Genomic DNA, 15,084 nt, shown 5'->3' with positions numbered 1-15,084 from the left:
ATCACGCTGGAACGCAGGGTGATCACGGGCGTGATCGCAGAATCAAGCATTCTGCTTTTTCCAATCTTTTCCCGCTCCGATATTCAAAGCGTTAGAGTTTCCCATGGGACAACTAAAAGAACAACTTGCCGGTGTGCTGCGTTACGGTTTCTGGATCGGTGCCGGGTTCGTTGCGATCGTCTCGATTGCCGTTTGGTATATGTCGACTTCGAGTCTGCAGGACGAGGCTGATTCACAACAGTCCAAGATCAAGAGTGCATTCACGTCGGTAACAAGTTTGCAAAGCGAGCTTTCGACGCATCCCAACGAGAAGTCGCATGAGATGATGCGGGCATTGATTGAAACCCGCGAAGAAGAGGTGCTCGAAGCATGGACAGAGATGTATGCACGGCAACGCAGTCTGTTGACTTGGCCTTTGGAGTTGCAGCAAGACTTCGTTGATGAGTTCAAAGATTTGATCCCAATCGAACGTTATGTCCAATATCCGCCAGAGGAAGGACAAGAGAAGGAAGCGTTCTTGTTGAATCGGTATCGCTACTACATCGGCTTGATTTTGCCAGAGATTGCTACGATTGCTCGCGCGAAATGGACAGCCCAGTTTGACCCAACATTCAGCCCTTCGCTGGATGACAAATCGGGGATTCGCGGCTTGATGGCACCTCGGATTAACATTTCGGGGACCAAGAACGAGCCGTTGGTTGTGTGGAGTGACGGGAGCCAGCAGCAACTTCTGATGGATTTGTTCCCTTGGCGTGGATCGCGTCCGTCAACCTTGCAAGTGTATTACTCGCAAGAGAACGTATGGATTTTGAAACAGATGCTGCAAATCATCGACACCGTCAATATTGATGCGAAAGAAGCATTCGAAGCGAAGATTCGCGAGATAAAGACGATCAAGATTGGTCGCTCTGTCAACGTCAGCCCCGGTATCATCAAGCAGGTTTCTTCACAAACCGCAGGGATGGGGATGGATGGAATGGGCATGGATGACATGGGCATGGGAAGCGACATGGGCATGGGAATGGATTCGATGGGCATGGACTCGATGGGCGGCGACATGGGAGTGATGACTGATCCCGGCGACAATCGATACGTTGGAACCGACTATGTTCCGATTACGGGTTCAGCGCTTCGTTCAGCGCTTGATAGTGATTCGCCTTCCGATGTGAATTTGGCGGTTGCGAAACGAGTTCCCGTGATGATGGCAGTGCGAATGGACCAACGATCGGTTCCCGATTTGATCGCCGCCTGTGGAAGTGCTCCCTTAATGATCGAAGTCAAACAAGTTCGCTTGCTTCCCGCAGGTGCTTCGTCCGCAGCAGCCGGTGGCGGCGACGGAATGGGGGGAATGGACAGTATGGACGGCGGCGGAGGAGGAGGAGGTGGTGGTTTCGGTGCTCCCAGCGGTGGTGGGTTTGGTGCCGGAGAAAGTGCGGGAATGGACTCAATGGACGGTGGCATGGGCGGAATGGGTGGTGGAGCGATGATGACCGAGCAAGGTCCAGCGACGGAAAACCCCTACGATATCGATGTTGAAGTTTATGGATTGATCTACATTTACAATCCACCGAATAAAGCAAAGCTCGGAGTCGATCAAGTCGACCAAGAAACCGTCGTCGAAGGACTCGTTGGCGATAAGCCAACGACAACAAGCGACAGTCTGCCAACGCCGACAGTTGGCGGAGACGGCACACCGAAACCGCCCGTGGTACCTGAACCGGCAACACCGCCAGCCGCAGTGGAGCCATCGCCTCCGGCAACAAATCCGCCTCCGGCTACAAATCAACCGAACGGGACAACTCCGCCCGCAACGGTGCCGCCCGCAACAGCGCCTCCGGCTGCTGCGGACCCGAATGCGGCTGCCGCAGCAACGGCTCCCGCAGCCGCGCCGCCTGGGTGACGCGGGCTGTGATCGAAACTGTGGCGGTCCAGTGGCATGTTCATTGGTGCCGTCGAGTGGGGGCTCGCAAAAAGTCGAACGAAATCATGCGACTTGATCGACAAAAGTGCTAAATCTCTGACTCACCAGACGATTGGCGACGGAAAAAAACGTGGTGGTCTGCTTCAGACCTTGTTATATTGAATAAATGCTGGATTCGAGTTGGGGTAAGCGATATGCTTTTCCAATCGAATGCATCAGTCGACTGCACAACTCTTCTCATCAGGCCATTTTCGGGGAACTGTCATGGATTCAAACAAAATCAAAGAATTGGCCATTCAACATGTTGAGAAAGTCATTGTTGCGATCTTTATCTTTGTCTCGGCATTCCTTGTTTACCAAGCAACGCAGCTGCCTGAGTTTACGGAGCAGCCGACCCGGTTGCGTGACGATGCGACCCGAGTCAAGGCGGAAGTCGATGACGACCACACTGATGCGATCATCCCCGAACGAGAATTAGCAAGCTTCGACATTGTCGAAAGGACCAAAAAGACGATCACACCGGTTGATGTGAGTATTGGTTATGCCCCTGTGGGTACTTGGCGTGAAATTGATCGCAACGAATCTTTCAAACGACGTGATCCTGAGCTTTTCGCACCGCTTCAATTGAAAATGGAAAGCGTGATTGGCACGATGGCAATCCGCTCGAAGGACGGCGAGTACGCTTTGGCAAAACTCGAGCCCGCTGATCCGATTGTTGTCGAAGAAAAGAAGGAACGTACACCACGCCGAAGCTCACGCCGCGGACGAGGAATGGAAGAGGACATGTCCGGCATGATGGGAATGGAAGAGGACATGTCCGGCATGATGGGGATGGAGATGGGCGGTATGATGGGCGGCGAGTCAAGTATGGCGATTGCTGCCGTCCGCCGGCTTGACGCGAAAAACAATCACTCCATCTACACGGTACCGTCCACTTTAACTGACTTCCAAACTGGCGGAGTAATGAAGCCGGCCCCCATGGTGGCACGGTTTATCGCCGGGGGTGCTGCACTGCCTCACAAAGCGATTTATCAATCATTCAAAAAATCGCTTTCGGATTCGACCAATTATCGACCCGAGGATCGAGATACACCGAAATACTGGAATTTCCAGGTTCAGCGAGCTGACGTCACGGACCGATCCGTTGATCAACTTGCCGACGGCGATTGGATTGACCGTTATGATCGTGTCTGGCACACAAAAATCGCTGCCATTCTGTGGGCTGGTACGGCGCCCGAGTTGGTTCCCGTCGACTACCGAGACGACCTGCTAACGATGTGGATTCCTCCGATGTTGTTAGATGACTATTCGGGGTTTGCGTTGCATCCGATGATTCCGATGCTTACAAAAGCAGAGATTGAAATTTTAAAAACTCCAGAGGTCAAAGTTTTTGACCCGACGGATGTGCTCGGTGAAGACGGTGACATGTCAGGTATCGACATCAAGCGTACGGACGTCAACTTGAATGCGACTGGTATGGATGGATCGATGATGGATACTGCATCGCAGATGATGACGTCGCCATATGGATTTGCCGGTATTGAGGCCGATCCCGTCGATTACAAACTGATCCGTTTCTTCGATTTTGATTACTCGTTTGACAAAAACTCGCCCAAGGTTGGTCGCAAATACGTCTACCGAGTTCGCGTTTCGGTGAAAGATCCGAACTTTCCTGACAGCCCGCTACTGCAACCTTTGGCCAAGACATTGCATCCCGAAGCCTACGCGCGAGTCAGCGAACTGCAGGCACAAGCGGAAAAGGCTTACGAGCCCATTCGCAAGAAAGGTGGACGCGATCCAATTAGCAAGTTCCGTCAATTTGAACGCTGGACTCCGTGGAGTGAGCCAAGTGCACCTGTATCGCTACCCACCGAGAACACGGTCCTAGCCGGTCCCGTCGTGCCAGCCGCAATCAAGGTTTTCAACTACCGCAACCGCGCAGTGCCGTATGCGAAAAATGAACCCACGGCGAAGATGGTGGTTTCTAAGTTCGACGCCGCATTGAAAACTCGCGTTCCAATGCAAATTGACGCCACAGAGGGTACCGTCCTCAGCAAAACCGCCGAATTTACCGATGTGATTGATCCGTTGACGCTGGAGGTCAAAAAGCTGCCCAATGCCAAGATCAGTAATCGCACCACGGTGATTGCGATCGACGGGGGCAATCCTTTGAGTATCGCGACCGGCGACGACCTGAAAGAACCTGGCAATATCCTGTTATTCAAAGATAACGGCGAGCTGGATGTTTCAAGCGAAGTCGACGACTTGCAGCCTTATCGCATCTACTCGTTCGCAGACGAGAAGGGCGAATAAAGCGTCCGCTTTGTCATTACGCCAAGGGCAGTATCTCGGTAGCTCTTGGCAGCCGTTTGGCTGAGGCAAAGCTTGGATGTCCCGACAACAACAGTGGTAACATCGGAGGCGTCGAATCGGCGAGCTTGCCAAGTTCAGCATCGTCGATTCGCCCCGTGAGACGCGAGTTTAGTATCGCCTGATTCAGCACGGTTCCAAATGGGCCGTAGGGATACTCGTCCAAATCAAGCGTTTGTCGTTTGGCAAAATAGGAGTCGACCGTCACCTTCGGGCCGAAGTCGACATCGACGTGTTCGGCAGCGGCGAGTTCGTATTCGTGACGGTGTTCGTAGATGTCGATCAACAAACCGCGTGCGTGGCGATTCTCGGGTTGCCCATCTCGCACTCGGATGGTGTCGGTGACCGCTCGCTCGGTGTTACCAAAGAACCAATGTGCTTCAGCGAGTCCCACTTTGGCGATCACTGAGAACGGATTTAGTTGAGTCGCTTCGCGAAGGCGTAGCAACGCATCCGCTTGATTGTTTCGCGTTAGCTCGAGTAGTCCCAACTGATGGTGGGCTTGCCAATAATTGGGTTCGTCCGCAATCAACTTTTGGAGGATTTTTGCGGCATCTTCATAACGATAGAGCGTCTGCCACAATAACATCGCGTCGGCTAAACGTGCGTTGGGCAAATTCCTATCGAGTGCTAAGGCTTCCGAAACGGACTCGCGAGCGGTCTGAATCAGTTCAATCGATTCCTCCGTGGAACTTTGCGCGGCGAGCGTAATGGACGCCAGCGCTATCCCCGCCAACGGTGCGGCATAATGTTTGTCTTGCCGATGTGCTGATTGGAAGCACAAAAGTGCCTTTCGCAAGCCAGCGGGACTGTCGGGATCAGCACGTCCAGCTCCATCCATTAGACAGCTAAACGAGCCTTGGTTTGTAGGGGAAGGGCCCGAATCGGACGAAGTCAAAGAACGCCCCACAGCAGCCGCCAACTCGGATGCAAAGCGAGATTGTTCTAACAAGCTCTCTCCGGTAGGCGACAGAAATGTTTGGCCCCATAGCTGATTTCCGGTTCGCGACGAGATGATCTGCAGGTTGATTTCGTCAAACGACTTCTCACCACGTTTCACGGTGTTAAAGTTGCCGGTCACTAAGGCGTCGACGTCAAGCTCGTTTCCAATCGCAATGAATTCGTCTCGAGTGCTGGCGACAAAAGGGCGAAATGGGGTAACACTAACGTCCTTCAGTCGGCTGAGCTCGTTGACTAGAAGCACTGCAATCTCGTCTCCGCGATCGGTGGTTTGATCGCCGATTGGCTGGCCGGCTGACATACTTGCTAATCGGGTCGCACGCCCGTTGGTATCGGTGAAGGACAGCACTGCTAACGAACCAATGTCTCGGAGCGTTTCGTTGTGATATTGAACCGTCAATTCGGCGAGTATTCCGCCAAGTGCTCCCCCCGTCACAAGTTCAAAGAAGCGGCGGCGTGCGAAAACACCGGCTCCGTAACCTGATTCGATTTGCTGATGGATCGGATCGAGTTCAGTGCCACGTCGTCGTAACCGCGTCGCGATATCGTCGGCCGAAGCGGGCCGTTTGCCAATTTCTTTCTGTAAACACTCGCTGATAAGATCGGCGAGCTCGACATCAACGCGTCGGCGGACGGGGTCAGTGTCCGGAACGGATTCCAAAGTGGAAGCAAAGCGAGCGCTCGCAGTAGAACCATCAAAGGCTCGTTTTCCGTAAAACGCTTCGAACAGGACGCAGCCCAGAGCAAAAATGTCAGCGGCGGGGCCTGCGGTTTCACCGCGAGCTTGTTCAGGTGCCATGTAGCCTGGCGTTCCCATGACCACCCCCTCACGGGTGCGATCGCCTGGAGCCGCATCGAATAGACTTCCTTCGGAACGCGACAGACCGAAGTCGAACAGCTTTACCGAGATCCCATGGGGTGCCGAGCCATTGGTCGCCCCCCCCTTTCGATCGGAACTACGCTGCATGACCATAATGTTCTGCGGCTTTAGATCTCGGTGCACGACGCCACTGCGGTGGGCGACCGCTAAGGCGTCGGCAATCTGCGCCCCCATGCGTCTGACCGTGTTAGCGTCGCAGGAGGTCTTCGCCAAATACAGGTCGAGCGTTTCCCCCTCGAGCAGTTCCATCACGGCAAACGGATTCGAATCTGCCACTCCGACGTCAAACAGTTCGACGATGTTAGGGTGACTTAACGCGGCGACCGCGCGTGCTTCGCGTTCAAAGCGTTCACGCAGCGATTCTCGTTTCTCACGATCGCGGGTGGAATTGCTGATCGCCAGCATTTTGATTGCTACTTTGCGATCCAGACGTGTATCGACTGCCTGATAGACGATGCCCATCCCCCCCTGGCCGAGGACACAAGTAATCAGGTAGGGACCAATTTTGCGGCCGACGGCTTCGGGAGTTGCGTTGGAAACCGGGATTGCGTGCGTCGTGAACGAGAAAGCAGAGTGTGGGCGTTCTGTCGGTTCCGTCGAAATCTCGTCACGAACGGCAATCAACTCTTTCCGCAACAATTCCCCACTGTTTCCGGCATGTGCTGCAACCAAACTTTCGATCGACGGTGCGTCGCCGCTTCGCAACGCTTGCTCGTAATCGAGACAAATCGCGTCGAGTCTAGCGAGTTCTTTTGCGGTCAAATCGTTCAGATCCATCATTAATCTCCAGCATTACACGAGCGAACGCCGTTTCCATACACCGCTGCGTTCGTTAAACACTCTCGTCTGCTTTGGCTTCGGACCACATTCGGCGAATCAATTGCAACCGACGCTCGACCGCTCGTTTGCTAAGTTCCAATCGCTCCGCGATCTCGTCTACAAGAAAACCGTCCATCCGCATTACGGCGATTTGGCGAAGTTGTTCATCGCCTAATTGGTCTAACAACGTTTCGCAGGCTTCGGCAAGCTCAGCTCGGACGTCGGGTGAGGAATCATCACTGGGGACATTCCCGATTCCAACCTCACGCCCACCCTCGTTGGGATCGATGAACACCGATTCACCACGGATATTACCCCCCCCGCGTTTCTGCCGCGTGTGATGCCTTAAATGGGCATTCACTTTGCGCGATGTCAGGGTGATCAGCAGCCCCCACAGATTCTCTGGCCCGTGTAAATCGGGAAATTGGTCCCGTCGGACGCCCGCAATGAAACTTTGGAATGCTGCAATGGCGATATCTTCTTCGTCCGCAGTTCTCCGTAAATTGGGGGGCATGCGTTTGGCGGCCAATCGCACAAGACTATGGTAATAGTCGTTCCACAATGTTTCGGTGGCCGCGTCGTCTCCGACGCGGACCCGTTCTAGAAGTTCGACAAATTCGCTTCCTGATTCGTCCATATAGTTAATGATAGCCCGTCAGGGGGCATTTAGGGAACGTGGGTTCCGAATGAGCCATTTGTTCTGAAGATCACATGTCTCTGTCGAGAACATCTTGCTGCGGAGTTAAAACGGACCCAAACATACCGCTGGCGCCATGCGATGAATGCATTTTCGGAGCTGCCGCTGCGGTGGGGGAAGGTCGTCTGATCGACCGCCCGATGATGGACAGTTGGCTCCGACCGCGAACTGTTATTGGTCTTCGAATTGGTCTTCGATGCGATCCGCCTTCGCGTCGGCATCACGCTCGACTTGGTCTGCCAATGCTTCGCCTTCCACCTCAACACGGTCGGCGATGCGTTCCAATTCAGCCTGAGGCTTGTCGTCTCGTTCTCGTGTCTCCTCAGCGAGCATCTTGATTCCTTTTCGAGTAATCTCGGCTTCGCGGTCCCCTTCGCTGCGAACGATGTCCGCCTTTTGCTCGCTCGGGGACTGCGTACATCCAACAACAAAACAAATGCAAAATAATGAAACGAGTGACAGCAAAGCGATACAGGCGGTTTTACTGCAATCGCGACCTCGTTGACGTTTAATCTCAATCACTTCACATCACCTGAATATTGAACGTTTTCTACTCGCTCACCCAAGTGCGAATGGCATACCGTCGGTGGCATCATCTCGCCCCTCATCCAACGACACACGTTGAACAACACGAGCGGACAATTTGGGGAGGAACAGCGTTTGCTGATGGCTGTTTGCTGAAGGCACGCTCACCGCTACTAACAACCGAGGAAAACCCCGAAAACGTTAGCGTCCATACGCAGCAGCGGGGGCCTCAAAGATTGGAATCGAAAATGACTCACGTTCCATTTGATATTTCAGGTGGCTCGGATATTGGTAAAAAGCGATCCGAGAACCAAGATCACTACTTGATCGCAGATTTACGACGCCAACTTGTTGTTCGCGGGACCGACATTCCTGATGCTGTGAATCGTGAGATGTTTGGCTGCCAAGAGGGGAATCTATTGGTGGTAGCCGATGGGATGGGAGGCCATCGCGATGGCGAACAAGCGAGTCGAACTGCGATCGAGGCCACCGCTCAATATGTCCTAGACATGATGCATTGGTTTCTAAAACTTTGTTCGGATGACGAGCAAGATTTCATTGACGAGTTGTCCGAGTCACTCACCTCTGTCCAGCAGAAAATTTGGTCGGTGGGCGACAATTCGCATCGACGCATGGGGACGACGGTAACCATGGGCTACCTGCTCGGATCACGAATGTACATTGTCCACGCTGGCGACAGTCGTTGCTACTTGCTCCGCGACAAGTCCCTGAAGCAATTGACGACGGACCACACGGTGGCTCAACAATTAATCGACGCGGGAGCACTAAAAGAATCGGATGATGCGATCCAACAATGGCGGCACGTCCTTTGGAACTGCGTCGGCGGCGGGAACCAGGCGGTTCGGCCCGAAGCGGTGCGATGTACGCTGCAAACCGGCGACGTTCTGCTGTTGTGCAGCGACGGGCTGACGGGCATGCTCGACGATGACCAAATCACGTCGATCTTGATTGCAAATAAGGACAGCGAAACGAGCGTTGCCAAGTTGATCCAAGCAGCCAATGATCACGGCGGCGAAGACAATATTTCCGCAATTGTTTGTCGAATCAATGAAGTCGAGGACTGCGGCGATACGGACGCGCCTATCAACCTGGATACTACGGTCGGTTAAAACCCGTATCGACATTTCGATTGAGAACTTCGACTTGCTGCGAGCACACTGGCGTGACGCTGGCGATCATCGCGTGGTAATCCACGGGTAACCCGTGCTCGATCGATCCTTTGACGACATGATCGTGGTACCAATCCACAGGCAGGAGCGAGTTGTCGATGCGACTAGCAATTGCCTGATAAAGGAATGTGTCGATCGTTCTATCTTCGACATGAACTTGCACAGTCACATGTTCATAGCCAACCCCGAGCGACTCGCAACGATCGAGTTCGTGTTTCTCACTCAGCAGGGTTTCGTAGACGACGCCCCACAAGATGTCGAAGTCGTTGTTGGTCGCAAAGGCATTTGCCTTTCCCGTGCCATCGGTGCCGAGTTTGTGAAACCGGAGCGTTCGGCCACGGACAAATCCAACGGCTCGCGGCATGGCGCTCGGACATCGCGCACGCAGCCTCGCAGTGGACATGTTTGAACCGTACGCAAAATGATGAAACGTTTTCATCGCACCTAACAGACTTGGGGCCTAAACAGACTGGGGAGGCGTCGCCATCGAAGCGAACCATCGCTAGAAAAATGGTCCTCGGAGTCAATACGGCTCCGGGGGACATGATCGAAACACTGCGATTACATCTGGCAACCGCCACCACAGCAGCGAGGTGCACCGCATGCCTCGCCACTGCCGGCCATTGGAAGCGAAGATCCGCTTCGGACCGCGGGAGCCGCAGTCACGCTCAATTGCCGCTGGATGTCCTGATTGCCGCAGTGCGGGCATTCGGCGACTTCATCTTCGCGACGCAATAATATTTCGACCACTTGTTTACAAGGTTTGCATTCGTATTCGTAGAGTGGCATGGTTCGCTAAAATAGGAGGGAGTTAAAAGTAGTTGATTCGATTATATACAGACCGCCTCATTCTTCGCAAAACATGTTTTGGATGTCTCCCGATGAAAATTCGAGCTCTCAGCCGTGACCAAGTGCGATCTGTCGACCAGACGGCCATCGAAGAATATGGCATGTCTGGCCTCGTTTTGATGGAAAACGCGGGGCGTGGTGCGGCGGAAGTGATCCAACAGAACTTGGCGAGCGGTCGAGTCGTGATCCTGTGTGGCAAGGGGAACAACGGCGGTGATGGCTATGTGATCGCGCGTCATTTGGATCTGATGGAGCGAGACGTCGTTCTCGTTTCCGTCGTCGAAATCAGCTCTTTGTCGGGGGATGCTGCTGCAAACACGGCGATTGCAACCCGTGCCGGTTTGGATCTTCGCACCGCGACCACGCGAGAGGAAATCGAATCCAGCCTTGCGGAGGCTGACGTGATCGTGGATTGCTTGCTCGGCACGGGAGCAACCGGCCCGCTGAGAGGTATCTACTCCGATGCGGTCCAGGTCGCCAATCGATCACGCGCGGCCCGCGTTGCCATCGACGTCCCAACAGGTTTGGATGTTGATACCGGAGACGCCGACCCCAATACGTTTAGGGCCGAGCTGACGATTACGTTTGTGGCGAAGAAGATCGGCTTCGAATTCGAGGGCACGCAGCCGTTCCTTGGTGACATCGAAGTGGTGCCGATAGGAGTACCACGAAAACTACTGCATGAATTCTGCTCGTGAGCTAGAGCAACGATGAACGATCGAAGGCCGTCTAGCTGGACTGTTCGATTTTGTGAGCCGCGACGCGTAAGCGGCCGGGTCCCGTAGCGCTACCCGGTGCCTTACGGCCCACGGCTCACGAAATCAGGGGAACAACGCATAAAAAGGTCTATCGAACTCGTTAACGTTCGATGTCGGTTTCGTTGGCCGCTCGGTTGTTCAGTTCGCGCAGCTGGTGCATCGTTTCAATGATCGCTTCGGCTTGCAAACGAATTGCCTTCTTGAACTGCCCCGCCTGCACCGAGGCGTCTCCCTTTTTCTGCAGCTTGTCGATTTTTCCCCAGTCCATCAACCAATTGCGTTGGGACGCGGCGGTGCGAAGTTCTTCGACGGTTTTGCCAAGCCGATCGTAAAGCTCTTTGTTGGGTTTGGCTTGATAACGTCGGTAAGGTCCCTTACCGCCTGCCGTTTTAGGAAGCGGACGTGACTTCTGTTTGGGTTTGCTTTGCACATACTGAGCGACACAGAATCCTGCCGCGATCACACCAAGAATGATGGCGATGATCATTGGCCCGAGTGCCTTACTGACTGGCGTCTTTAACACCACCATCGCCAATGCCAAGCACAATGCACCGGCAAAGCAAATCGCAGCAGTGCCGATCAAGAGTGGAGAGACTGCCGCAGGCTCCGTCTTTCGAAATGTCCGTTTCTTGCCTGACGGCTTGCCCGATGTTTCCGCAAAGTCATCCTCCACGCGAACGATGATCACAGTCGAGTTGTCGGGACCGCCACGCAAGTTTGCCAGATCAACCAACACGCGTGTCGCCAGTTCTTCTGGCAAACAATCCATGATCGTCGCAATTTCTTCGTCTTCGACTTGTCCCGACAATCCATCGCTGCAAAGTAGAAATTGATCCTGGGATTGGATTTCGAAAGGTCCTTCGATATCGACCTCGACATTCGCGTTGGGACCGAGCGATCGCGTGATGACGTTTTTCGGAATCGATTGCCCGAGCACGCTGTCGGGATGGATTTGGCCGCTTGCTTCCATCTCCCAAACCAACGAATGATCGAACGTCAATTGCTCGAGCACCCCCTCGCGTAACCGGTACGCTCGTGAGTCGCCTACATGTGCGACGACGGCACCGACGGGCAAGATCGCCAAACTGCTGGCGGTTGTACCCATGTTGTAAAATTCGGGGTTCTGCTGCCCGCGGCGGTGGATTTCCGCATTCGATTCACGAACTGCAATCCGCAATGCTTCGCACGAGTCTTCTTCGGGCGAGCGGAAATATTGCATCGCGATATATTCGGTCGCTAAACGGCTCGCCAATTCGCCGGCGGCATGCGCTCCCATCCCATCGGCGACGACAAACAGGTGTCCACGATGATGGAATCGTTCGTGGCTTCCAGCCATCAGCACCGCCATCGAATCTTGATTATTCGCGCGACGCATCCCGACGTCCGTCAGTTGCGAATACTGAATACCTGGCTTCCAAGATTCCGACACAGATAGATGACTCGCCTCGAGGTGGTTCAATGTCATATAGGCCTATATTGTAACCCTCGCGTCGATGCGAAGGTCTGCACGACGTCCCAATTTTTTCGCCCTAAGATTAAATAAGCAGTGGGTTGCCTCGTTTAATCGTTCATTTCTAAACATGGCGGATAAACGGTGCCATCACGCTAGTGATCGAACTCGTATCCAAACCAATCCGCTGCGTCATAGTGCCACGTGCACACTAAAATCGAATCTTAGGATCCGATGGAAAAAACGTGACTTCTTTCCGCCTGTGATCGAGCCAAAGGCACGCGGTTCGCCTCTAGTGGGGTGTTGATTTAATTCAAATGCAAATCGCAGTGGTGAGCCGTGGGCGGTAAGGCACCAGGTAATACGTGGAACCCGGCCGCTCACGCGCGAGCGGCTAACTAAATCAACAAGCCGCAAAACTGCTTGATCCTTAGCAAAACCGTTGCCAAGCGTGTAAAGCGAGCCATAGTGTATAGTTTGGGCAGTCTCATATGTACTCCCCATTCACGACGAAAGTCTGCTGTGGAATTCTGCTTCGTGCCAGTCTTGCGAGTCGGCTATGGGACGAAGTCGCCTGAAACACCCCATTTGCCGACAAAAGTCTGTTCTGCAAGCGACATTCGCTGGCGTGCTCTCAATTCTCGTGCTTGCAGCGACTTTGCTTCTTCCTGAACCGGATCGCTGAGGTTCGGATAACCGATTGCAATCGCAGTTTGCGGTTGGTGGTCCTCGGGAATTTGATACTCCTGACGCGTTCGGCTCAGATTGACGCCACCCATCTGATGAACTTGCAGTCCCAATTGGGTCGCTTGCAGGGCGAGGTGGGCGGATGCTTGTCCAAGATCGTAAATCGCAACGCGATTAGGACTGTTGTTGCGTCGAAAAGTGGTTCGGTTGACCGTAATGATCAGCACGCCGGCGTGCCGCGCCCAGTCTTGATTCGCTTCCATCAAGCACCCGACCATCGTTTCAAAGTGGGGTGTGTCTTGGCGTCTGGCTACAATCCAACTCCACGGCTGATCGTTAAAGCTGCTCGCGGACCAGCGGGCGGCTTCCAGGCAGGTCAGAATTTTGTCATCCTCGACATCTCGAGGCTCAAACCGATACGGGCTAAATCGGTTTTGAATTGCATCAAGGACAGGGCGCTGGGTGGGATTCATTAGTTCCGAAAACCGAACGAGACAACGAGATTTCAGTGGCGATTATGGCAAAGGAAGCTCAAGTGCAAAACAGGTCCGCGAAACCATGGAGCGATTTGACGATCCGTCAACGCTGCAAAATCGTCGCCGCAGCTCGGTTCTCGATTGCACGCCAAGTCGACAATTTAACACGTCTGTGTGAGAGCGACCAGCGAACCGATTCGCTCGAAACGGTCACCGCCGAATTGTTTCCGCTCTGTGATGCGCTGAAATACTTGGGCCGTCGCGGTGCTGCGATTTTGCGACCTCGTCGACTGGGCGTTCTCGGACGGCCAATTTGGATGTGGGGGGTACAGAGCGTCGTTCGCCGCGAACCGCACGGCACCGTGCTGATCCTCGGCACATGGAATTATCCGCTGTTGTTGATCGGAGTCCAACTCGCACATGCATTGGCGGCGGGAAACCGTGTTCTGCTGAAACCGGCCCCAGGGTGCGAGACGCTGACGACGCAGTTAGTCGAGTGTTTCTACAGTGCGGGGGTTCCGAGTGACGCGCTGATTCAACTCGATTCATCTGTCGAGGCGGCCTCACGTGCTCTGAATGCAACCGACGATGCCCCTTCCTCCGAACGTGTTGATCTCGTCGTTTTGACCGGCGCTGCGAACACGGGACAAAAGGTGCTCGAACAAACCGCCGGCACATTGACTCCGACAATCATGGAACTGAGCGGATGTGATGCCGTCGTTGTATTACCCGGTGCCGAGATTGAACGCGCTTGCTCGTTCCTCGAATTCGGGCTCTGTCTCAATAGTGGAGCGACCTGTATTGGGCCTCGCCGTTTGTTGATCGAAGATTCACCCGAGTCCGATCGATTGGTCAGGCGGCTTTGCGAGCTTCTCGATCGATCCGAGACCCTGTTTACGATTCACTCGGCCGCACGCAAAAGCGTGACTGGCACGATCCGAGATGCGTTGCAGTCGGGCGCCGTCGATGCCACGTCGCGATTCGATATGGATTTGTTAGCGTCAAGCGGCACCATGCGACCCTTGGTGCTCGAGCAAGTTCGCGTTGATGACAAAATCGCGTCGGCGGATCTTTTTGCTCCTGTGATAAGCGTCATCCGTGTGCCCAATATCGAAGACGCGGTCAGCGCGATCAATGAATGTCCCTATCGATTGGCGGCGTCCGTTTTTGGTCCCGGGCGCGAAGCGGTTGCGTTGGCTCGGCGGTTAAAGGTCGGGTCGGTTGCGATCAACGACTTGATTGCTCCGACTGCGGACCCACGAGTTCCCTTTGGTGGCAGAGGAAACAGTGGATTTGGAGTGACGCGTGGCGACGAAGGGTTATTGGCGATGACCGTGCCTGTGGTGACGAGCAAACGACGCGGCCGATTCGCCGCTCACTTGATGCCTCGAAACGACTCCACTCGTCAAAAATTGACCGCAGCCCTACAACTAGTTAATGCCCAAGGATTCACGGATCGTTGGCGAGCAATACGCCGTCTCTTCTCTTGACGTGATATCCTT

The 15,084-nt window shown here is 54.1% G+C and carries 12 protein-coding genes; 5 read left to right on the top strand and 7 right to left on the bottom strand.

Annotated features, from left to right (window positions below):
- Positions 1-103: 103 nt before the first annotated feature.
- Positions 104-1,900 carry a hypothetical protein gene (locus SH528x_RS20410; protein WP_442505300.1) on the top strand — a complete coding sequence of 599 codons (1,797 nt, stop codon included), beginning with the start codon at positions 104-106 and terminating at the stop codon, positions 1,898-1,900.
- 285 nt (positions 1,901-2,185) lie between these two features.
- Positions 2,186-4,234, top strand: coding sequence for a hypothetical protein (locus SH528x_RS20405; RefSeq protein WP_442505299.1), 2,049 nt, complete (start codon positions 2,186-2,188; stop codon positions 4,232-4,234).
- 16 nt (positions 4,235-4,250) lie between these two features.
- On the opposite strand, the gene SH528x_RS20400 is transcribed toward SH528x_RS20405, so the two are convergent.
- The 3 genes from SH528x_RS20400 to SH528x_RS20390 form a co-directional block, all read right to left on the bottom strand.
- On the bottom strand, positions 4,251-6,911 hold the full coding sequence (locus SH528x_RS20400; RefSeq protein ID WP_442505298.1) for a protein kinase domain-containing protein: 2,661 nt from the start codon (positions 6,909-6,911) through the stop codon (positions 4,251-4,253).
- Positions 6,912-6,963: 52 nt separating this feature from the next.
- Positions 6,964-7,587 (bottom strand): ECF-type sigma factor, encoded by a 624-nt coding sequence (locus tag SH528x_RS20395; RefSeq protein ID WP_442505297.1) that lies wholly within the window; start codon positions 7,585-7,587, stop codon positions 6,964-6,966.
- Between the two features lie 231 nt (positions 7,588-7,818).
- Entirely contained in the window at positions 7,819-8,169 is a 351-nt protein-coding gene (locus tag SH528x_RS20390; RefSeq protein ID WP_442505296.1) for a hypothetical protein, read from the bottom strand.
- A 251-nt stretch (positions 8,170-8,420) separates the two neighbouring features.
- Here SH528x_RS20390 and SH528x_RS20385 point away from each other — a divergent pair, with 251 nt between their 5' ends.
- Positions 8,421-9,302, top strand: a complete 882-nt coding sequence (locus tag SH528x_RS20385) for a PP2C family protein-serine/threonine phosphatase (protein WP_442505295.1) — start codon at positions 8,421-8,423, stop codon at positions 9,300-9,302.
- Here SH528x_RS20385 and SH528x_RS20380 read toward each other — a convergent pair.
- Together SH528x_RS20380 and SH528x_RS20375 are read right to left on the bottom strand one after the other, a co-directional pair.
- Positions 9,289-9,801 carry a gamma-glutamylcyclotransferase family protein gene (locus tag SH528x_RS20380; protein ID WP_442505294.1) on the bottom strand — a complete coding sequence of 171 codons (513 nt, stop codon included), beginning with the start codon at positions 9,799-9,801 and terminating at the stop codon, positions 9,289-9,291. The two genes, SH528x_RS20385 and SH528x_RS20380, sit on opposite strands and share 14 nt — an antisense overlap.
- A gap of 122 nt (positions 9,802-9,923) precedes the next feature.
- On the bottom strand, positions 9,924-10,151 hold the full coding sequence (locus SH528x_RS20375; protein ID WP_442505293.1) for an FmdB family zinc ribbon protein: 228 nt from the start codon (positions 10,149-10,151) through the stop codon (positions 9,924-9,926).
- Between the two features lie 92 nt (positions 10,152-10,243).
- On the opposite strand from SH528x_RS20375, the gene SH528x_RS20370 reads away from it, so the two are divergent.
- A complete protein-coding gene (locus SH528x_RS20370) occupies positions 10,244-10,909 on the top strand; it encodes an NAD(P)H-hydrate epimerase (RefSeq protein WP_442505292.1) in 666 nt (221 codons plus the stop codon).
- Between the two features lie 160 nt (positions 10,910-11,069).
- Here the strand turns inward: SH528x_RS20370 and SH528x_RS20365 are convergent, their stop codons facing one another.
- On the bottom strand, positions 11,070-12,434 hold the full coding sequence (locus SH528x_RS20365; protein ID WP_442505291.1) for a PP2C family protein-serine/threonine phosphatase: 1,365 nt from the start codon (positions 12,432-12,434) through the stop codon (positions 11,070-11,072).
- Between the two features lie 542 nt (positions 12,435-12,976).
- On the bottom strand, positions 12,977-13,579 hold the full coding sequence (locus SH528x_RS20360) for a nitroreductase family protein (RefSeq protein ID WP_442505290.1): 603 nt from the start codon (positions 13,577-13,579) through the stop codon (positions 12,977-12,979).
- Positions 13,580-13,641: 62 nt separating this feature from the next.
- Here SH528x_RS20360 and SH528x_RS20355 point away from each other — a divergent pair, with 62 nt between their 5' ends.
- Positions 13,642-15,072, top strand: a complete 1,431-nt coding sequence (locus tag SH528x_RS20355; protein ID WP_442505289.1) for an aldehyde dehydrogenase family protein — start codon at positions 13,642-13,644, stop codon at positions 15,070-15,072.
- Positions 15,073-15,084 lie beyond the last annotated feature (12 nt).

Source organism: Novipirellula methanifontis (genome assembly GCF_052161655.1).
Lineage (GTDB): Bacteria > Planctomycetota > Planctomycetia > Pirellulales > Pirellulaceae > Novipirellula.
The sequence above is the reverse complement of the archived record's forward strand: the minus strand, read 5'-3'. Positions and strand labels throughout refer to the sequence as shown.